The following is an 18331-nucleotide window of genomic DNA, read 5'->3' as shown; positions in this document are numbered from 1 at the left end:
AGCGCGTCCCGCCGGCGGGGGCACCCTACATGCCAAGGGCGCGGCGATAGAGGTCGAGCAGCGTCTCCTGCTCCTCGACCTCCGCCGGCTCGCGCCGACGCAGCGAGATGACCTGGCGCAGCACTTTCACGTCGAAGCCGGCGCTCTTGGCCTCGGCGTAGATGTCCTTGATGTCGTTGCCGAGCGCCTTGCGCTCCTCCTCCAGCCGCTCGATCCGCTCGACGATGGAGCGCAGCCGCTCGGCGGCGATGCCGCCGACCTCCGTATCCGCCTCCGCCTCCGGCATGGTTGCCGCCTCGCTCATGCCCTTTCCCCCACGCGAAAGGGCCGCGGTCTTAGCCGGGAGGGGACGGGCGCATCAATGCCCCGGATTGGAGGCGGCGAATTTCGCCTTCTGCTCCGGCGTCGCCTCCTTCTGGTACTTCGCCTGCCACTCCTTGTAGGGCATGCCGTAGATGATCTCCCGCGCCTCCGGCTCGGAGAGGGCCAGGCCGCGCGACTCGGCCGCCTCCCGGTACCAGCGGGAGAGGCAGTTGCGGCAGAAGCCGGCGAGGTTCATCAGGTCTATGTTCTGCACGTCGGTGCGCCCGCGCAGATGCTCGACCAGCCGGCGGAAGGCGGCGGCCTCGAGCTCGGTGCGGGTCTTCGGGTCGATCTCCGGTGCGGCCATCGGGTCCTCCTCCTTGCCGGGGGTGATCTGGGGGGCGCCGGCGCGCCGCGCCAGGGGAGCGTCGCGCACCGCCGCCCTGCGGGTGTACCCTCGCCGGGTCCGCGCGGCCCCGCCGCGCGGCCAAGGGAGGATGCCATGCGCGCCACCGCGCCGCGCCGGGCCTTCGACTTCGCCCGGCTGAAGGAGGCCCTCGAACGCAGCGATGCCGACACTCTCGCCGGCCTCTACGCCGAGGATGCCGAGATGACCGTCGTGGACCGGAACCGCCCGCCCAGCGCGCCGATGCGCCTCAGGGGCCGCGATTCCATCGCGGCCTTCTGGCGCGAGGTCTGCGCGCGGGAGATGACCCATGCGGTGACGCAGGAGGTGATCGGGCCGGACCGCCTTTCCTTCGTCGAGCGCTGCGCCTATCCGGATGGCTGCCATGTGGTCTCGGCCATGACCCTCGACCTCGCCGGCGGCCGCATCCTGCGTCACCTGACCGTGCAGGCCTGGGACGAGACGAGCTGCGCCACGGGCTGAACCGCGCGCGGACGCTTGATGATCCGTCCGGCACGGTGATGATGGGCCGGCGGCAAGGGGGTGCGCGGCATGGGGTGGGACGACGGACGGGCGCGGGCGGCGCTGCAGCGGCTATTCGGGGCGGCGCTCGAGGCGGCCGACCCCCTCGCCGTGCTGGCGCCGCACCTGCCCGAGCCGCCGCGCGGGCGGATCGTGGTGGTCGGCGCCGGCAAGGCCGCGGCCAAGATGGCCGCCGCGGTCGAGGCCGCCTGGCCCGGCCTGCCGCTCTCCGGGCTGGTCGTCGCCCCGCATGGCGCCGACCTCCCTTCCCCCCCGCTGCGGCGGCGGATCGCGCTCCGATTCGCCAGCCACCCGGTGCCGGATGCCGGCGGCGCCGAGGCGGCGGCGGAGATGCTGCGCCTGGTGCGCGGCCTGGGGCCGGACGACCTGGTGCTGGTCCTGGTCTCGGGCGGCGGCTCGGCGCTCACCACCCTGCCCGCGCCGGGCCTGACGCTCGAGGACCTGGTGGCGGTGAACCGGGAGCTGCTGCGTTCCGGCGCGCCGATCCAGGAGATGAACTGCATCCGCAAGCACCTCTCCGCCTTCTCCGGCGGGCGGCTGGCCGCGGCGGCGCATCCGGCGCGGGTGGTGACGCTGGCGATCTCGGACGTGCCGGGCGACGATCCGGCGGTGATCGCCTCCGGCCCCACCGTGCCGGACCCGACCACCTTCGCCGAGGCGCGCGCCCTGGTCGCCCACTACCGCATGGCCCTGCCCGATCCGGTGCTGCGCCACCTGGACCGGGCGGAGGAGGAGACGCCGAAGCCGGGCGACCCGCGCCTCGGCCGGCCCGACCTGCGCCTGATCGCCACCCCGCTGATGGCGCTGCGCGCCATGGCGGCGGAGGCGGAGCGGCAGGGCCTCGCCCCCCTCATCCTCGGCGACGCGCTGGAGGGCGAGGCGCGGGAGCTCGGCCGCGCGCTCGCCGGCATCGCCCGTAGCACCGCCGCGCACGGGCTGCCCCTGCCCCGCCCGGCGGTGCTGCTCTCGGGCGGCGAGACCACCGTGACGCTGCCCCCCGGCGCGGCGGGGCGAGGCGGGCGCAACACCGAGTGCCTGCTCGGCCTCGCCCTGACCCTGGAGGGGCATCCCGGCATCTGGGCGCTCTGCGCCGATACGGACGGCATAGACGGCCGCTCCGAGGCCGCCGGCGCCATCGCCACGCCCGACAGCCTGGCGCGCGCCCGCGCGCGGGGCCTCGACCCGCGGGCCATGCTCGCCGCCCATGACAGCCACGGGCTGTTCGAGGCCCTCGGCGACCTGATCGTGACCGGCCCGACCCTGACCAATGTGAACGACGTCCGCGCCGTTCTCGTCGCCTGAGGGCGGAGCGGACCGAGGAGTGCCCACCCCGCATGGCCATCCGCATCCCGCTCCGCCGCCGGCGGCGCACCAAGATCGTCGCGACGCTCGGTCCCGCCAGTTCGACGCCGGAGATGATCGAGCGCCTGCACCGCACCGGTGCCGACGTGTTCCGCCTGAACTTTAGCCACGGCACGCATGAGGACCACGCCGCGCGCATCGCCGCGATCCGCGCGGTGGAGCGGCGGGTCGGGCGGCCGATCGGCATCCTCGCCGACGTGCAGGGGCCGAAGCTGCGGGTCGGGCGGTTCATGGGCGGGCGGGTGCAGCTCCAGGCCGGCCAGACCTTCCGCCTCGACCTCAACCCGACGCCGGGCGACGTGCGCCGGGTGAACCTGCCGCATCCCGAGATCATCCAGGCGGCGCAGATCGGCACCACCCTGCTGCTCGACGACGGCAAGCTCCGCCTGCGCGTCACCCATCGCCGCGACGACCACCTCGAGACGGAGGTTCTGGTCGGCGGCGCGCTCTCCGACCGCAAGGGGGTGAACGTGCCGGACGTGGTGCTGCCGATCCCGGCGCTGACCGAGAAGGACCGGCAGGACCTCGCCTTCGTGCTCGGCCACGGCATCGAGTATGTCGGCCTCTCCTTCGTGCAACGGCCCGAGGACGTGGCCGAGGCGCGGGAGATCACGGCCGGCCGCGCCTGGATCATGGTGAAGCTCGAGAAGCCGCAGGCGCTCGACAATCTCGACGCCATCATGGCGCTGACCGACTGCGTGATGGTGGCGCGCGGCGACCTCGGCGTGGAGCTGCCGCCCGAGGAGGTGCCGCTGGCGCAGAAGCGCATCGTCGGCGCCGCGCGTGCCGCCGGCAAGCCGGTGGTGGTGGCGACGCAGATGCTGGAAAGCATGATCGGCAGCCCCTACCCGACCCGCGCCGAGGCCTCAGACGTCGCCACCGCGGTCTTCGACGGTGCCGACGCGGTGATGCTCTCGGCCGAGACGGCGGCCGGGCAGTATCCGGTCGAGGCGGTGAACATGATGGACCGCATCGTGGCGCGGGTGGAGCAGGATCCGGGCTGGCGCACGATCACCGACGCCGCCCGCCCGCCGCCGGAGCCGACCAGCGCCGGGGCCATCGCCGCCGCGGCGAGCCAAGTGGCGCACACCATCGGCGCCGAGGCGATCGCCACCTACAGCTCCACCGGCTCGACCACGCTGCGCGTGGCGCGGGAGCGCCCGCACAGCCCGATCATCGGTCTCGCCGCCAATGCGCAGGTGGCGCGCCGCCTCGCCGTGGTGTGGGGCGTGCACCCGCTGGTCACGCCGGAGCCGCACTCGATGTCGGACATGGTGGCGAAGGCGCTGCGTGCGGCGCAGCAGGAAGGCTTCGCCAGCCGCGACGACGAGGTGGTGGTGACCGCCGGCGTTCCCTTCGGCACACCGGGCACCACCAATTCCCTGCGTGTCGCCACGGTGAAGTGAGCCGGCCGCCCCCGGCCCCACGCCGGCGTGAGGCGAAGCACCAGGGTGGCCGCGGCTAGGGTAGGTCCCATGCCGGAGATTGTTTCACGACCCGCGGCGATCCCCCCTGTCGCCCCCGCATCCGACCAAGCGCGCGCGCGCCTCGGCTGGATAGACACCGCGCGGGGCCTCACCATGCTGATGGTCGTGCTGCTGCACGCCGACATCGTGGCGCAGGCGATGGAGCAGCAGGAACTCGCCGTCACGCTGTTCAACTACCTGCTGTTCCCGCTGCGCATGCCGATGTTCTTCCTGGTCTCGGGCCTGCTCGCGGCGGGGCTGATGCGGCGCCCGGCGGGGGAGGTGATGCGCCGGCGGGTGCTGCACTACGCCTGGCTCTACGCGCTGTGGTCGCTGCTCTACGCCGGGATCCACGCCTGGGCGCTGCGCGACCTCGGGCCGCCGGGAATGCAGGAATACTACAACACCATCGAGGGGCCGGTGGAGGCGCTGCTCGTCACCTGGAACAACACCTGGTTCCTCTACGCGCTGATGCTGTTCTTCGCCGTGGCGCTGCTGCTGCGGCCGCTGCCCCCGGCGGCGCAGATGGCGATCGCCCTGGCGCTGGCCGTGCCGGGCGTGCTGGAGTGGGGCGAGGCGATCGGCCTGCCGGTGCTCGACCGCTTCTACCACTTCCCCTACTTCCTGCTCGGCATCCTGGGCTCGGAGCGGCTGCGCGCCGCGGCGCCGCGGCTCGGGCAACTCCGCGTGCTGCTGCCGCTCCTGCTCTGCTGGCTGGCGCTGGGCGCGCTCGCGCACATGGTGCGCATCCTGCGGGATCCGGCAGTGGTGGCGTCGCTCTCCCTGCTCGCGGTACCGGCCGGCCTCGGCCTCGCCATCTGGCTGAGCCGCCACCTTCCGCCGCTTGCCGCGCCCCTGCAGGTGGTCGGGCGCAACACCCTGGCGATCTACGTGCTGCACACCATCACCCTGCGGGTGCTGATGGCGCTGGTGCCGCAGCCGGAATGGCTGCCGGGCCTGATCCTGCTGCCGGTGCTGACGCTGCTCGCCGTGGCGGTCGCGCTCGCGCTCGGCCGGGTGCTGGAGCGGGTGCCCTTCCTGTTCGGCCTGCCGGGCGCCACCCGACGGACGGCGGGGCTGGCCCGGGCCTGACTGTCGGGTCAGGTCGGGTCGCCCTCCGCCTTGCGGCGCAGGACGCGCAGGCGCTCCGCCCCGCCCGGCATCCTGGGGTTGATCGCCAGCGCCGCCTCCAGACTGCGCAGGGCCCCCGCGGCGTCGCCGCTCTGCTCCTGCAGCGCCGAGAGGCCGGCCAGGGCCGGCCAGTGCCGCGGCTCGAGCCGCAGCGCCTCCTGCAGGTCGCGCGCGGCGGCGGTGCCGTCGCCGATCCGGGCATGGGCCTGGGCGCGCATGTACCACGCCTCGGGGAAGCGGGGGTCGAGGGTCAGCGCGGCATCGAAATCCTCGAGCGCCTCGTCGGGCAGCCCGGCCTCCATGTTGCGCAGGCCGCGGCGGAGCAGGAGGGTCACGGCCGGGCTCGCCGCCTGGGCCCAGAGCGCGCGGATGCGCGCCTCGACCAGCGCCGCCCCGCCCTCGTCCGGTGCCGCGCGCAGCGCCTCGAAGGCGCGGTCGAGTTCGGCTCGGCGTGCCTCCGCCCCGCTCCGGGGCGGGGCCTGCGGCGCGGTCTCGGCCACCGCCGGGGCGGGCAGGAGCGGCAGGATCAGGACGGGCAGCCAGCGCATGGCGGGAGAAGTCGGGCAGGCCGCCTCCTGGCGCAAGGGCATGGCCGGCGGAGACGGAGCGTGAACCGCGGGCGCTGCGGCGCGTCAAGCAGCAGGCGCCGCAGCAGCTTTCCGCCCGGAAGCCGGCGCCCCGAAAGGTGGAGCCACCCATGCCAGCGGACCGCAAGCCCAACCCCTTTGTCGCCGCGGCCGTGACTGCGGCTGGTCTGCTGGCCGCTGCAACCCGTCGCCCCCAGCCCCGTGCGCGGGCCGCCTTGCGGGGGCAGCCGCCCGGCGAGGGCGGCCGTCCGCCCGCCGCCGCCCGCCGGGGCGGCGCGGACCCGCACGGGCGGGACGCGGAGCGGCCGAGCGAGATCCCCGCCCGCGGCTGGTGGGCGATCCTCAAGCGCACCGCCCAGCAGGTCTCCGAGGACCGCGTCATGACCGAGGCGGCGGGCGTCACCTTCTACACCCTGCTCGCCTTCGTCCCGGCGCTGGCCGCGCTGGTCTCGATCTACGGCCTGTTCGCCGACCCGGCCGAGGTGGAGCGGCACCTGCAGGGGCTCGAGGGCGTGATCCCGGGCGGCGGCATGGAGATCCTGAACGACCAGGTGACGCGCATCGCCGGCCAGACCGGCGGCACGCTCGGCCTCAGCCTGGTCATCAGCCTCGGCATCTCGCTCTGGAGCGCCAACCAGGCCATGAAGGCGCTCGTGGACGCGCTGAACGTCGTCTACGAGGAGAAGGAGACGCGCAGCTTCTTCCGGCGCACCCTGCTCACCCTCGCCCTCACCCTGGGGGGGATCGTCTTTATTCTGTTCGCCATGGCCGGCGTGGTGGCGGTGCCCGTGATCCTCGGCTTCATCGGCCTCGGCGACACCGCCGACCTGCTGCTGCGCTGGGCTCGCTGGCCGCTGCTGCTGGTCGGCGTCACCGTCTTCCTCGCCGTGGTCTATCGTTACGGGCCGGACCGGAAGGAGGCGCGCTGGCGCTGGGTGAGCTGGGGCAGCGCCTTCGCGGCCGTGGTCTGGGTCGTCGGCTCCGCCCTGTTCTCCTGGTACGTGGCGAATTTCGGCAGCTACAACGAGACCTACGGCTCGCTCGGCGCCGTGGTCGGCTTCATGACCTGGATCTGGATCTCCGCCATCGTGGTGCTGGTGGGCGCGGAGCTCAACGCCGAGATGGAGCACCAGACGGCCCGCGACACGACGAAGCAGCCGGAGAAGCCGATGGGCCGGCGTGGCGCGAAGATGGCCGACACCGTGGCGAGCTGAACGGCCGCCCCGCCCGGCGGCGCGGTCAGGCCGCGGCGGCGGGCGGGCGGGGGGCGATGCCCGCCACCGCCGGGGGCGCCGGGCCGCCCGCCATCCAGTCGAGCAGCTCGACCGTGTGCACCACCGGCAGCCCGCCGCCGGCGAGCTGGGTCAGGCAGCCGATATTGCCGGAGGCGACGAGATCGGCGCCGAGCGCCCCCAGATGGGCGAGCTTGCGGTCCCTGAGCCGCCCGGCGATCTCCGGCTGCAGCAGGTTGTAGGTGCCGGCGGAGCCACAGCAGAGATGCGCCTCCCGCGGCTCCTTCACCGCGAAGCCTGCCCGCTGCAGAAGCTGCTTCGGCAGGGTGGTGATGCGCTGGCCGTGCTGCAGGCTGCAGGCGGCGTGGTAGGCCACCGTCAGCCCGGGCGGCTCGCGCCGGGGCGCGTAGCCGAATTTCGCCAGCACCTCGGAGACGTCCATGGCGATGGCGGCGACGCGTTCGGCCCGTTCCTTCCAGGGCGGAGGCTCCTCGCGGAACATGAAGCCGTAATCCTTCACCGTGGTGCCGCAGCCCGAGGCGTTGATCACCACCGCGTCCAGCCCCTCCCCCTCCAGCTCCGCGCTCCAGGCGGCGATGTTGGCGCGGGCGAGGCGCATGGCGGGGTCGTGCTGGCCCATGTGGTGGTTGAGCGCGCCGCAGCAGCCCTGGCCCTTCGCGATCACCACCTCGACGCCCATCCGCGTCAGCAGGCGGATCGTCGCCTCGTTGATGGAGGGGGCGAGCACCTGCTGCGCGCAGCCGGTGAGCAGCGCCACCCGGCCGCGCCGTGCCCCCTCGGCGCGGTGCACCTGCGGGCGCTGCATCGGGCTCGGCGGCGGCAGGCGCGCCGGGGCGAGGCGCAGCATGGCGCGCAGCCGCCGCGCCGTCTGCCCCGTGCCCGGGATCAGCCCTCCCGCCAGCCGGCCGAGGCGCGCCCCCGCCAGCGCGGCGCGGAAGCGCGCCGGATGGGGCAGCAGCCATCCCAGCGCCCGGCGCAGCGCCCGCTCCGCCGGCGGGCGGCGATAGGTCTCCTCGATGTGGCGCCGGGCGTGGTCCACCAGGTGCATGTAGTGCACGCCGGAGGGGCAGGTGGTCATGCAGGAGAGGCAGGAGAGGCAGCGGTCCACGTGGCGCGCCACCTCTTCGGTGGCGGGGCGCCCGCTCTCCAGCATGTCCTTGATCAGGTAGATGCGCCCCCGCGGACTGTCGAGCTCGTCGCCGAGCAGCACGAAGGTCGGGCAGGTGGCGGTGCAGAAGCCGCAATGCACGCAGGTGCGCAGGATCCGGTTGGACTCGCGGATGTCCGGGTCGCGGAGCTGCTCGGCGGTGAAGCTGGTCTGCATGGCGCCTCGGGGGGTCAGGCCCAGGCATATAGGCGGCGGCGCGAGGGGCGGGAATATCGCCGGCCCGCCTCCCGATGCGCGATAGGCAGGCGGCGAAACCCGGCCTAGGCTCGTTGCAGGAAGCGACACGCCGCCCCGGGGCGGCCGGGGGAGGAAGAGGGATGAGACGGATCATGGCGGCGGCCTGCCTGGCCGCCCTGCTCGGCGCGCCGGCCCTGGCGCAGCAGCCGCAGGCCCCGGGCCCGACGCTCGCCGCGGTGAAGCAGCGGGACGCGCTGGTCTGCGGCGCCCATCCCGGCGCGCCGGGCTTCGGCGTGATGGACAGCCAGGGGATCTACCGCGGCCTCGACGCCGACACCTGCCGGGCGATCGCCGCCGCCGTGCTCGGCGATCCGAACAAGGTGCGCTGGGTCGTGCTCTCCTCCCAGGCGCGGCTGCCGGCGCTGCAATCGGGCCAGGTGGACGTGCTGGCCCGCACCACCACCTGGACGCAGACGCGCGACACGGCGAACGGGCTGAACTTCACCGCCGTCACCTTCTACGACGGCCAGGGCTTCCTGCTGCGCCGCAGCCTCAACGTGCAGCGGGCGCGGGAGCTGGAGGGGGCGACCATCTGCGTCACCACCGGCACCACCAATGAGCTCAACCTGGCCGACTGGGCGCGCACCAACCGCATCCGCATCCAGCCCGTGGTATTCGAGCAGAACGACGAGACGCGCCACGCCTACCTGGCCGGGCGCTGCGACGCCTTCAGCACGGATGCGAGTCAGCTCGCGGGGGTGCGCAGCGCGCTGCCGAACCCGCAGGATCACGTGATCCTGCCCGACATCATCAGCAAGGAGCCGCTGGCGCCGGCGGTGCGCCACGGCGACGACCAGTGGTTCGACATCGTCCGCTGGACCGTCTTCGCCCTGATCCTGGCCGAGGAACTCGGCATCACCCGCGCCAACGTGGACGAGGCGCTGCGCAGCGAGAACCCGGAGGTGCGGCGCCTGCTCGGCGTCTCCGGCGACCACGGGCCGCTGATGGGCCTCGACCGCCGCTGGGCCTACAACGCGATCAGGGCGGTCGGCAATTACGGCGAGATCTTCGAGCGCAACCTCGGCCAGGGATCGCCGATCGGCCTGCCGCGCGGGCTGAACGACCTGTGGAGCCGCGGCGGGCTGATGTACGGCATGCCGATTCGCTGAACCGCCGCCGCGGGGCGGGCGGCGCTCATCCCCCGCCCCCCTCCGGCTCGAAGCGCAGCGCCACCCCGTTCATGCAGTAGCGGAGGCCGGTCGGCGGCGGCCCGTCGGAGAAGACATGGCCGAGATGGCCGCCGCAGCCGGCGCAGTGCACCTCGGTGCGCACCATGAAGAAGCTGCGGTCGGTGCTGGTGCCGACCGCGCCCTCCAGCGGCTGCCAGAAGCTCGGCCAGCCGGTGCCGCTCTCGAATTTGGCGGCGGCGTCGAACAGCGGCCGGCCGCAGCCGGCGCAGCGGTAGAGGCCGGGCCGCTTCTCCGCGTTCAGCGGGCTGCTGCCCGCGCGCTCCGTGCCGTGCTGGCGGAGGACGCGGAACTGCTCCGGGGTCAGCTCCCGGCGCCACTCGGCCTCGGGCTTCCGCACCGGGTAGTCGGCGGGCGCCGCCTCGCCGCGCTTGCCGAACAGGCCCATTCCTTGCCTCCCTCTCCTTAGGCCGCCGGGCGGCGCAGGCGGTCGGCGAAGGCGTGGCGGAATTTCCGCACCTTCGGGGCGATCACCACCTGGCAGTAGGGGTTCCAGGGCGTGCGGGCGAAGTAGTCCTGGTGCTCGGGCTCGGCCGGCCAGAACGTCTCCAGCGGCACCAGTTCGGTCACCAGCGGCGCGTCCCAGATGCCGGCCTTCGCCACCCCGGCCATCACCGCCTCGGCGGTGCGCCGCTGCGCCTCGGATTCGTAGAGGATGATGGAGCGGTACTGCGGCCCGACGTCGTTGCCCTGCCGGTCCTTCGTCGTCGGGTCGTGGATGGTGAAGAAGATGCGCAGCAGGTCGGCGTAGCTCAGTTCCGCCGGGTCGAAGGTGACGCGCACCACCTCGGCATGGCCGGTCCGCTTGCCGCAGACCTGCTCGTAGGTCGGGTTCGGCACATGGCCGCCGGCATAGCCCGAGACCACCTCCGAGACGCCCCTGAGGTCGCGGAACACCGCGTCGAGGCACCAGAAGCAGCCGCCGCCCAGGGTCGCCGTCTCGCTCGCGCTCATCTCTCGCCCCCTCCTTGGCCCGGTGTCAGATGGGGAGGCGGGAGGCGGCGTGCAGGGGGGTCAGCGCAGCGGGAAGCCGAGCGCCGCCAGCGCCTCGCGCATCCGGTCGCGGCCCGACAGGGCGCGCAGCCGGCCAAGCCGGGCCAGCACCCGCCCCGTCCAGCCGGCCTGCGCCATCTCCTGGCGGGCGGAGAACGCCGCCAGCGCCCGGTCGTAGCCGGCGCGCAGCGCGGCCTCGCCCTCGGTGCCGTAGCGCCCGTGGTGCAGCACCGCCGCCTGGGGCAGGCGCGGCTTGACCTCGCCCTCCGCCCCCTCCCGCGCATAGCCGACGCAGAGGCCGAACACCGCCATCGCGCCCCGGGGCAGGCCGAGCAGGGCGGCCACCTCCTCGGGGCGGTTGCGCAGCGCGCCGATATAGACGGTGGAGAGGCCGAGCGATTCCGCGGCGATCACGGCGTTCTGCGCCGCCAGCGCCGCGTCTATCACCGCGACCAGGAAGGTCTCGAGATAGGGCAGCCCCTCCAGCGCCGCCCCCTCCGCCTCGGCCAGGCGGGCATGGCGCGAGAGGTCGGCGATCCAGACGAGGAAGATCGGGCACTCCTCGATATGCGCCTGGCCGTTGGCGATCCTGGCGAGGGCGGCCCTGGTCGCGGGATCGGTGACCGACACCACGGACCACGCCTGCAGGTTGGAGGAGGTGGCGGCGGACTGCGCCGCGGCCACCAGCGCCTCCAGCGTGCCGGGAGGCGGCGGATCGGGCCGGTAGCCGCGCACCGAGCGGTGGGCGAGCAGCAGCGCGATGGTGTCGTTCCAGGCGGCGGCCGCGGGCGCCGCCGCGGCGGCGCCATAGCGCGCCGCCAGCGCCGCCAGCGGCGGCATCGCCGGCGGCGCGGGCATGTCGCGGGCGGGATCGCGCATGGCGCCCGTGGGCGGGTTCAACCCCCGGTCGGGGCGGCCGCGGGCTGCTGCTGCGCCGGCGCTTCCGCCGGCTGCGGCGCCTCTGCCGGCTGCCCGGCCGGGGCCTCGGCGGGCGCCTCCGCCTCGGGCAGCGGGGGCGGGTTGGGCGTGATGCTGCGCAGATAGGCGATCAGGTCCGCCCGCTGCTGCGCGTTGCCCATGCCGGCGAAGGCCATGCGCGTGCCGGGAATGGCTCGCGCCGGCGCGGCGAGGAAGGCGTTGAGCGCCTCGTAGGTCCAGGGCTGGTCGGACAGCGCCCGCATCGCCGCGGAGTAGTTGAACCCCTCGATATGCGCGTGGGGAGCGCCGACGATGGCGTAGAGATTGGGCCCGACGCCCTGGCGTCCGCCTTCGTTGAAGGTGTGGCAGGAGGCGCAGAGCCGGCGGGCGAGCTGCTCCCCGGCCTGCGGGTCCGCGTTCGCCAGCAACGGCCCGATCGGCTCGAGGGCGGGGGCGGCGGGGGCAGTGGGCACGGCGGTCGGGGCCTCGACGTCGCCGATGCGGATCGCGCTCTCGTGCAGGCGCTTGGGATGCACCAGCACCTCGCCGACCAGCCCCGCCACCATGAAGGCGATGCCGGCGGTGAGGATGGCGGCGAACACCTTGTTGACTTCCATCGAGTTCATGACCGTCGCCGTCCCCGCTGCCGCCTCGCGCATCCGTCGCCGCGGGCCCCGACGCCGGCGCCCGCACGGCCCTGCCATATAGCCAAAGCGCCCCGGCCGGCAACCCGGCCGTTCCGCGCCGCGCGCGGCGCCTCAGGCCGGCAGCGCACCGGCCCGGCCCGCGCCGCGCCGCCGCCCCAGGCCGCGCAGCCAGCGGCCCAAATCGTCCATCACCAGGTAGACCGCCGGCACCACGACGAGGCTGAGCAGGGTCGAGGTGACGAGGCCGCCGATCACCACCATCGCCATGGGGGCGCGGAACTCCGCCTCGGTGCCGATGCCCATGGCGATGTGGGCCATGCCCGCGGTCATCGCGATGGTGGTCATGACGATCGGCCGCGCCCGCTTGCGCGCCGCGTCCATCAGCGCCGCGCCGCGCTCGAGCCCGCCGCGCCGCGCCTCGATCGCGTACTCGACCAGCAGGATCGAGTTCTTGGCGACGATGCCCATCAGCATCAGCACCCCGATCACCGCCGAGACGCCGAGCGATTTCTGGGCCAGCACCAGCGCCAGCAGCGCGCCGCCGAGGGAGAGCGGCAGCGCGGTCATGATGGTGAACGGCTGCAGGAAGCCGCCGAACAGCAGCACCAGCACCAGGTAGACGAGGCCGATGCCGGTGGCGAGGGCGACGGCGAAGCCGCCGAACAGCTCGGCCATGATCTCGGTGTCGCCGGTCTGGCGCTCCTGGATGCCGGGCGGCAGGCTCCGCATCACCGGCAGGGCGGCGATCAGCCGGGTGGCGTCGCCGAGCGCCAGGCCGTTCAGCTCCGCCTCCACCGTCGCCTTGCGCACGCGCCCGAGCCGCTCGATCTGCGCCGGGCCGGCGCCATGGGCGATCTCCGCCACCGCCTCCAGCGGCACGGCGAGGCCGCCGCGCCCCTCGACGCGCAGCGTGCGCAGCAGGTCGAGGTCGCCGCGCGCACCCTCCTCCAGCATCACCCGGATCGGGATCTGCCGGTCCATCAGGTTGAAGCGCGCCAGGTTCTGCTCGACGTCGCCGGTGGTGGCGATGCGCGCCGTCGCCGCGATGGCGGCGGGCGAGACGCCGAGCTCGGCCGCCCGCTCGTCCCGCGGCAGGATCTGCAGCTCCGGCCGCGACAGGCTCGCGGTGGAACGCGCGCCGGCGAGCTGGGGGATGGTGCGCATCTGCCGCTCCAGCTCCCGCACCGTGGCGGCGAGCAGCGCCGGATCCTCGCCGACCAGCGTCACCGACACCTTGGCGCCGCTCTGCCCGTCGGCGCCGAAGCGCACCCGCGCGCCAGGGATCCGCTCGAGCAGCGGGCGCAGCTCCGCCTCGATCTGGTACTGGCGGAGCCGGCGCTCGCCATGCGGCACCAGGGTCACGGTGAGGTTGGCCATGCGCGGATCGCCCGCCCGCGTCATGTTGCCGAGGGCGGGCCCGCCCTGCGAGTTCTGCGTGCCGAGCGAGGCGAAGACCGAGGCGACCTCCGGCCGCGTCTTCAGGATGCGCGTCGCCTCCTGCACCACCGCCTCGGTCTGCGCCAGGGTGGCGCCGGGCGGCAGCTCGATCGAGAGGGCGGAGCGGCCGCGGTCCACGTTCGGCATGAAGTCCTGCGGGATCAGCGGCACCATCGCCACCGAGGCGGCGAAGAAGGCCGCGGCGCCGCCGAGGGTCACCCAGCGGTGGCGCAGGCACCAGCCGAGCAGGCCGAGGTAGCGCCGCCCGACCGGCCCCTCCCCGACCTCCTCGGCATGGGCGGCTTTCGGCTTCAGGAACCAGGCGCCGAGCAGCGGGGTCAGCAGCCGTGCGACGATGAGCGAGAAGGCGACCGCGGTGGCGACGGTAAGGCCGAACTCGCGGAAGAACTGCCCGGGGATGCCGGGCATGAAGGCGACGGGGACGAACACGGCGAGGATGGTCGCCGTGGTCGCCACCACGGCGAGGCCGATCTCGGCCGAGGCGTCGAGCGCCGCCTTCAGCGTGTCGCCGTCGGCGCGCTGGCGCAGGTGGCGGACGATGTTCTCGATCTCCACGATCGCGTCGTCCACCAGCACGCCGATCACCAGGGTCAGCCCGAGCAGGGTGACGTTGTTCAGCGAGAAGCCGAACCAGTGCATCACCAGGAAGGTCGGGATCAGCGACAGCGGCATGGCGAGCGAGGCGATGGCGGTGGCGCGCCAGTCGCGCAGGAACAGCCACACCACCAGCACGGCGAGCCCGGCGCCGACCAGCAGCGCCTCGATCGCGCCGTGATAGCCCGCCAGCACGTGGTCCACGGTGCTGGCGACGCGGCGGATCTCCACCCCCGGATGCGCCGCCCGCAGCGCCGCGACCGCCCGCTCGACGCCCTCCGCCACCCGCACCTCGGAGGAGCCGACGGTGCGCAGGATCTCGAAGGCGACGACCGGACGGCCGTCGAGCCGTGCCGCGGTGCGCACCTCGGCGGTGGCGTCCGTCACCTCGGCGATGTCGGCGAGCCGCGCCGTACGCCCGCCGGGCAGGCTGATCGGCCGCTCGCGCAGCGCCTCGACCGTCGGGGCGGCGCCGAGGGTGCGGATGCTCTGCTCCCCGGCGCCGAGCGTGCCCCGCCCGCCGGGCAGGTTCACGTTCAGCGCGCGGAGCTGCTCGTTCACCTGGTTGGCGGTGACGCCGAGGGCGAGCAGCCGGTCCGGCCGGAGCGCGACGCGGATCTCCCGGTCCACCCCGCCGACGCGGTTGACCTGCGCGACGCCGGGGACGGAAAGCATCGCCTTCGAGACGGTGTCGTCCACGAACCAGGAGAGCGCCTCGTCGGAGAGGTGCGGCGCGGCGACGCTGTAGGTGAGGATGGCGCCGCCCGTTGCCTCGACGCGCGTCACGACCGGCTCGCGGATGCCGGCGGGCAGGTCGCTGCGGATCTGCGCGACCTTGTTGCGCACGTCGTTGGTCGCCCGGTCCACGTTCTTGCCGAGCATGAACTCGATCGCGGTGACGGACATGCCGTCCACCACGGTGGAGGTGATGCGCTTGACGTCGCCGAGGCCGGCCACCGCGTTCTCGACGCGGCGCGTCACCTCGGTCTCCAGCTCGGAGGGCGCCGCGCCGGGCTGGGCGACGGTGACCACCACCGCCGGCAGGTCGAGATCCGGGGTGTTGTTGATGCGGAGCTGCGGGAAGGCGAACAGCCCGGCCACCGTCAGCAGCAGGAACAGCACGGTGGTGGCGACCGGGTTGCGGATCGCCCAGGCGGAGATGTTGCGGTGGTCGGAGGCGGCGGGCGTCGCGCGCATGGCTCACTCCCTCCGCGCCGTGACCGGGCCGGCGAGCCGCACCCGGTCGCCGTCCTCGAGGAAGCCCGCGCCGGCGACGACCACGCGCTCGCCGGCGGCGAGCCCCTCCCTCACCTCCACCATGCCGTCGCGGCGCCGGCCGGTGGCGATGGCGCGCAGCGCGACCTGCTCGCCGCCCTCGGCGAGGACGAACACCGCCGGCCTTCCGTCGCGGAACACCACCGCCTCCTGCGGCACGGCGAGGACGGGGGCAGCCTCCGCCAGGATCTCGGCGCGGGCGAACATGCCCGGTCGCAGCCCCGATTCGGGGGGCAGCGCCACATGCACGGTGCCGAGCCGCGTCTCGGCGGAGACGGTGGGGGCGATGGCACGCACCCGCCCCTCGATCACCCGCTCGCCATGCGTCACGCGCACCGCCATGCCGGGCGCCACCGCGGCGAGCTCCAGCTCCGGCACGCGTGCGTTCAGCTCGAGCCTGCCCTCGCGGGCGAGGCGCAGCATCTCCTGCCCCGCCGGCACCACCGAGCCGAGCAGCGCCACGCGGCGGGTGACGATGCCGTCCGCCGGGGCCAGGATGCGGGTCTGGGCGAGCCGGGCCACGGCCTCGTCGCGCCGCGCCTCGGCGGCGGCCAGCCTGGCCTCGGCCTGGCGGGTGGCGGCCTCGCGCTGCTCCAGGGTCTGGCGGGGGACGCTGTTGGTGCGCACCAGCTCGGCGGCGCGCTGCAGGTCCTGCTGGGCGATGCGCAGCGCCGCCTCGGCCTCGGTCACCGCCGCCACCGCCTGGTCGCGCTGCGCGGCGAGGACGGCGTCCTCGAGCCGCACCAGCACCTGCCCCTGGCGGACCCGGTCGCCTTCCTCCACCGCCACCTCGACCACGCGCAGCCCACCGATCTCGGCGCCGAGGACCAGCTCCTGCCAGGCGACGACCGAGCCGTCGCCCACCACCTGGCGGCCGAGCAGGCGCGGGGTGACGGGCTGCACCGCCACCGTCAGCGCCGGCGGCGGCGCCCCGGCGGCGGCAAGGGGCGGGGCGGGGCGCCGGACGGCCGGCAGCTCGATGCCCGAGAGCAGCTCCGCCCGCGGCAGAAGGGCGATGAGGCCGGCCAGCGCCAGAAGGATGGCCATGCCGGCCACCCAGCGGCGCCGGCGCGCCGGGCGCCGCGGTGCCTCCGGCGGCGCCGCGGCAAGGTCGCGCGGCGCGGGAAAGTTGTGGTCCGGCATCGCTCCGTTCCGGAAGGGGGCTTGCGTATCGAACGCGCGGTCAATATCTGGGCCGGTAATCTGGCGCTGTTGAATGTCCAGTCAATAGGATTGTCATCCGGGAATGGGCGAAGGCAGGAGAGCACCCCCCGAAAGGCCGAAGCGCGGCGCCGCCCCCAGGCGGCGGACCCCGCCGCGCCGCCGCCTGCCGCCGGAGGAGCGCACGCGGCTGATCCTGGAGGCAGCGCTCGGCGAGTTCGCCGCGCATGGCTACGCCGGCGCCAGCATGGCCGGTACCGCCGCCCGGGCAGGCATCGCCAAGGGGCTGATCTACCACTACTTCCCCGGCAAGGCCGAGCTGTTCCGCGCCGTGATCCGCTCCTGCGTCCAGCCCATCTTCGCCGAGGCCGAGCGGCTGGCGGCGGGCTTCCAGGGACCGCGCGCCGCGCTGCTGCAGGCGCTGCTCGAGATGGCCTACGGCCTGGCCGCCGCCGACCGCCGGGAGCGGATCCTGTTCAAGCTGGTGCTGCTGGAGGCGGAGCGCTTTCCGGAACTGGCCGAGCTCTACCGCACCGAGGTGCTCGCCCGGGCCCTCGCCCTCACCGGCCGGCTGCTGCGGGCCGGCGTCGAATCGGGCGAGTTCCGCCCCGAGGCGGGGGAGGAAGGCATGGCCGCGGTGCTGCTCGCGCCGGCGATCATGGCTTCCGTCTGGCGGATGATGGTGGGGCCGGAGGCCGCGCCGGCGCCCGCGGCGATGGAACGCGCCCATATCCGCCTGGCGCTGGAGGGGCTGCTGCGGCGCGACGCGGCCCGGCCCGGCGCCGCCGCGCCCGGGCGGGCCATGACGGCGGAGGGGCGCCCGGGCGCCTGATCCCCCTCCCCCGCTTCCGGCGCCGCCGCCCCTGTGGGAGGCTCCCCGGACCGGAAGCGGGGGGATGGAATGTCCGAATCAGGCGACGTGTTCGAGATCATGCGCACCACGCGGGCGATGCGGCGGCTGAAGCCCGACCCGGTGCCGGATGCGCTGATCCGCAGGATCCTGGAAGCCGGCATCTGCGCGCCCAATGGCGGCAACCTGCAGCGCTGGCGCTTCCTCGTGGTCAAGGACACGGCGATCAAGAAGGCGGTGCAGGCCTGGTACCGGCGCGCCTATGACGAGGTGATCGGGCCCCGCTACGCAAGCAGCGCCCCGCCCCCCGGCGTCTCCGCCGAGCGCTACCGGCGCCAGCACGAGGCGGTGGAATACCTCACCGACCACTTCCACGAGGCGCCGGTCTGGATCGTCGCCTGCCTCGAGGAGGATGGGCCACCGACGCGCTGGTCCGGCGCCTCCATCTATCCGGCGGTGCAGAACATGCTGCTCGCCGCCCGCGCCCTTGGTCTCGGCGCGACGCTGACCACGCGGCACCTGCTGTTCGAGAAGGAGGCGGAGGCCGCGCTCGGCCTGCCCCCGGGGGTGCGGTCCTACGCCATCCTGCCCATCGGCTGGCCGATGGGCCGCTTCGGGCCGGTCGGGCGCGGCCCGCTGGAGGAGGTGGTCTACCAGGATCGCTGGGGCCAGCCCTACGCGCCGGCGGAGGGCTGACCGCGCGGAGCGCGCCGCGGCGGAAGCCGTTTCCGCGCGACCGCGGAAACGGTCCCGGGCCCCGCGACCCGCTCCGGGGCAGAGCCCGTTCAGGCG

The 18331-nt window shown here is 74.4% G+C and carries 18 protein-coding genes; 8 read left to right on the top strand and 10 right to left on the bottom strand.

Going from position 1 to position 18331, the window contains the following annotated elements:
- Window positions 1–25: 25 nt before the first annotated feature.
- Window positions 26–304 carry a DUF2312 domain-containing protein gene (locus tag ET526_RS03665; protein WP_135466297.1) on the bottom strand — a complete coding sequence of 93 codons (279 nt, stop codon included), beginning with the start codon at window positions 302–304 and terminating at the stop codon, window positions 26–28.
- Window positions 305–358: 54 nt separating this feature from the next.
- Window positions 359–670, bottom strand: a complete 312-nt coding sequence (locus tag ET526_RS03660) for a DUF1244 domain-containing protein (RefSeq protein ID WP_135466364.1) — start codon at window positions 668–670, stop codon at window positions 359–361.
- Window positions 671–805: 135 nt separating this feature from the next.
- On the opposite strand from ET526_RS03660, the gene ET526_RS03655 reads away from it, so the two are divergent.
- From ET526_RS03655 to ET526_RS03640, 4 genes are all read left to right on the top strand, one after another.
- Window positions 806–1192 (top strand): nuclear transport factor 2 family protein, encoded by a 387-nt coding sequence (locus ET526_RS03655; RefSeq protein WP_135466296.1) that lies wholly within the window; start codon window positions 806–808, stop codon window positions 1190–1192.
- 69 nt (window positions 1193–1261) lie between these two features.
- Window positions 1262–2554, top strand: a complete 1293-nt coding sequence (locus ET526_RS03650; protein WP_135466295.1) for a glycerate kinase type-2 family protein — start codon at window positions 1262–1264, stop codon at window positions 2552–2554.
- A gap of 32 nt (window positions 2555–2586) precedes the next feature.
- Window positions 2587–4020 (top strand): pyruvate kinase, encoded by a 1434-nt coding sequence (gene pyk, locus ET526_RS03645; RefSeq protein WP_135466294.1) that lies wholly within the window; start codon window positions 2587–2589, stop codon window positions 4018–4020.
- Window positions 4021–4089: 69 nt separating this feature from the next.
- Complete coding sequence (locus ET526_RS03640; protein WP_135466293.1) at window positions 4090–5172, top strand: acyltransferase family protein; 1083 nt, start codon at window positions 4090–4092, stop codon at window positions 5170–5172.
- Between the two features lie 8 nt (window positions 5173–5180).
- On the opposite strand, the gene ET526_RS03635 is transcribed toward ET526_RS03640, so the two are convergent.
- A complete protein-coding gene (locus tag ET526_RS03635) occupies window positions 5181–5759 on the bottom strand; it encodes a tetratricopeptide repeat protein (protein WP_135466292.1) in 579 nt (192 codons plus the stop codon).
- A gap of 254 nt (window positions 5760–6013) precedes the next feature.
- Here ET526_RS03635 and ET526_RS03630 point away from each other — a divergent pair, with 254 nt between their 5' ends.
- Window positions 6014–7012, top strand: coding sequence for a YihY/virulence factor BrkB family protein (locus ET526_RS03630; protein WP_240048233.1), 999 nt, complete (start codon window positions 6014–6016; stop codon window positions 7010–7012).
- 25 nt (window positions 7013–7037) lie between these two features.
- Here ET526_RS03630 and glcF read toward each other — a convergent pair whose 3' ends face one another.
- Window positions 7038–8375: a glycolate oxidase subunit GlcF gene (gene glcF / locus ET526_RS03625; protein WP_135466290.1), complete on the bottom strand. Its 1338-nt coding sequence runs from the start codon at window positions 8373–8375 to the stop codon at window positions 7038–7040.
- A 161-nt stretch (window positions 8376–8536) separates the two neighbouring features.
- Here glcF and ET526_RS03620 point away from each other — a divergent pair, with 161 nt between their 5' ends.
- Entirely contained in the window at window positions 8537–9565 is a 1029-nt protein-coding gene (locus tag ET526_RS03620; protein WP_135466289.1) for an amino acid ABC transporter substrate-binding protein, read from the top strand.
- Between the two features lie 25 nt (window positions 9566–9590).
- Here ET526_RS03620 and msrB read toward each other — a convergent pair whose 3' ends face one another.
- The 6 genes from msrB to ET526_RS03590 form a co-directional block, all read right to left on the bottom strand.
- The gene (gene msrB, locus ET526_RS03615; protein ID WP_135466288.1) at window positions 9591–10031 is read right to left on the bottom strand and encodes a peptide-methionine (R)-S-oxide reductase MsrB; all 441 of its coding nucleotides are present in this window, start codon (window positions 10029–10031) and stop codon (window positions 9591–9593) included.
- Between the two features lie 17 nt (window positions 10032–10048).
- Complete coding sequence (gene msrA, locus ET526_RS03610) at window positions 10049–10597, bottom strand: peptide-methionine (S)-S-oxide reductase MsrA (protein WP_135466287.1); 549 nt, start codon at window positions 10595–10597, stop codon at window positions 10049–10051.
- Window positions 10598–10657: 60 nt separating this feature from the next.
- Entirely contained in the window at window positions 10658–11494 is an 837-nt protein-coding gene (locus ET526_RS03605) for an NADPH-dependent oxidoreductase (protein WP_135466286.1), read from the bottom strand.
- A 38-nt stretch (window positions 11495–11532) separates the two neighbouring features.
- Window positions 11533–12180, bottom strand: a complete 648-nt coding sequence (locus tag ET526_RS03600) for a c-type cytochrome (protein WP_135466285.1) — start codon at window positions 12178–12180, stop codon at window positions 11533–11535.
- A 132-nt stretch (window positions 12181–12312) separates the two neighbouring features.
- Window positions 12313–15450, bottom strand: a complete 3138-nt coding sequence (locus ET526_RS03595; protein WP_135466284.1) for an efflux RND transporter permease subunit — start codon at window positions 15448–15450, stop codon at window positions 12313–12315.
- A gap of 3 nt (window positions 15451–15453) precedes the next feature.
- On the bottom strand, window positions 15454–16671 hold the full coding sequence (locus tag ET526_RS03590; protein WP_135466283.1) for an efflux RND transporter periplasmic adaptor subunit: 1218 nt from the start codon (window positions 16669–16671) through the stop codon (window positions 15454–15456).
- A gap of 103 nt (window positions 16672–16774) precedes the next feature.
- On the opposite strand from ET526_RS03590, the gene ET526_RS03585 reads away from it, so the two are divergent.
- Together ET526_RS03585 and ET526_RS03580 are read left to right on the top strand one after the other, a co-directional pair.
- Window positions 16775–17521, top strand: coding sequence for a TetR/AcrR family transcriptional regulator (locus ET526_RS03585; RefSeq protein ID WP_135466282.1), 747 nt, complete (start codon window positions 16775–16777; stop codon window positions 17519–17521).
- A gap of 69 nt (window positions 17522–17590) precedes the next feature.
- Window positions 17591–18235 carry a nitroreductase family protein gene (locus ET526_RS03580; RefSeq protein ID WP_135466281.1) on the top strand — a complete coding sequence of 215 codons (645 nt, stop codon included), beginning with the start codon at window positions 17591–17593 and terminating at the stop codon, window positions 18233–18235.
- The last annotated feature ends 96 nt before the right edge of the window (window positions 18236–18331 follow it).

The organism is Crenalkalicoccus roseus, from assembly GCF_004761865.1.
GTDB classification, from domain to species: Bacteria; Pseudomonadota; Alphaproteobacteria; order Acetobacterales; family Acetobacteraceae; genus Crenalkalicoccus; species Crenalkalicoccus roseus.
The sequence above is the reverse complement of the archived record's forward strand: the minus strand, read 5'-3'. Positions and strand labels throughout refer to the sequence as shown.

Bases quoted from the DNA above. Each gene is read 5' to 3' on its own strand.
- ET526_RS03600 (WP_135466285.1), bottom strand. From the start codon at position 12,180: ATGAACTCGATGGAAGTCAACAAGGTGTTCGCCGCCATCCTCACCGCC.
- glcF (WP_135466290.1), bottom strand. From the start codon at position 8,375: ATGCAGACCAGCTTCACCGCCGAGCAGCTCCGCGACCCGGACATCCGC.
- ET526_RS03635 (WP_135466292.1), bottom strand. From the start codon at position 5,759: ATGCGCTGGCTGCCCGTCCTGATCCTGCCGCTCCTGCCCGCCCCGGCG.
- ET526_RS03665 (WP_135466297.1), bottom strand. From the start codon at position 304: ATGAGCGAGGCGGCAACCATGCCGGAGGCGGAGGCGGATACGGAGGTC.
- ET526_RS03655 (WP_135466296.1), top strand. From the start codon at position 806: ATGCGCGCCACCGCGCCGCGCCGGGCCTTCGACTTCGCCCGGCTGAAG.
- ET526_RS03650 (WP_135466295.1), top strand. From the start codon at position 1,262: ATGGGGTGGGACGACGGACGGGCGCGGGCGGCGCTGCAGCGGCTATTC.
- ET526_RS03590 (WP_135466283.1), bottom strand. From the start codon at position 16,671: ATGCCGGACCACAACTTTCCCGCGCCGCGCGACCTTGCCGCGGCGCCG.
- ET526_RS03595 (WP_135466284.1), bottom strand. From the start codon at position 15,450: ATGCGCGCGACGCCCGCCGCCTCCGACCACCGCAACATCTCCGCCTGG.
- ET526_RS03605 (WP_135466286.1), bottom strand. From the start codon at position 11,494: ATGCCCGCGCCGCCGGCGATGCCGCCGCTGGCGGCGCTGGCGGCGCGC.
- ET526_RS03620 (WP_135466289.1), top strand. From the start codon at position 8,537: ATGAGACGGATCATGGCGGCGGCCTGCCTGGCCGCCCTGCTCGGCGCG.
- pyk (WP_135466294.1), top strand. From the start codon at position 2,587: ATGGCCATCCGCATCCCGCTCCGCCGCCGGCGGCGCACCAAGATCGTC.
- ET526_RS03580 (WP_135466281.1), top strand. From the start codon at position 17,591: ATGTCCGAATCAGGCGACGTGTTCGAGATCATGCGCACCACGCGGGCG.
- ET526_RS03660 (WP_135466364.1), bottom strand. From the start codon at position 670: ATGGCCGCACCGGAGATCGACCCGAAGACCCGCACCGAGCTCGAGGCC.
- ET526_RS03640 (WP_135466293.1), top strand. From the start codon at position 4,090: ATGCCGGAGATTGTTTCACGACCCGCGGCGATCCCCCCTGTCGCCCCC.
- ET526_RS03585 (WP_135466282.1), top strand. From the start codon at position 16,775: ATGGGCGAAGGCAGGAGAGCACCCCCCGAAAGGCCGAAGCGCGGCGCC.
- msrA (WP_135466287.1), bottom strand. From the start codon at position 10,597: ATGAGCGCGAGCGAGACGGCGACCCTGGGCGGCGGCTGCTTCTGGTGC.
- msrB (WP_135466288.1), bottom strand. From the start codon at position 10,031: ATGGGCCTGTTCGGCAAGCGCGGCGAGGCGGCGCCCGCCGACTACCCG.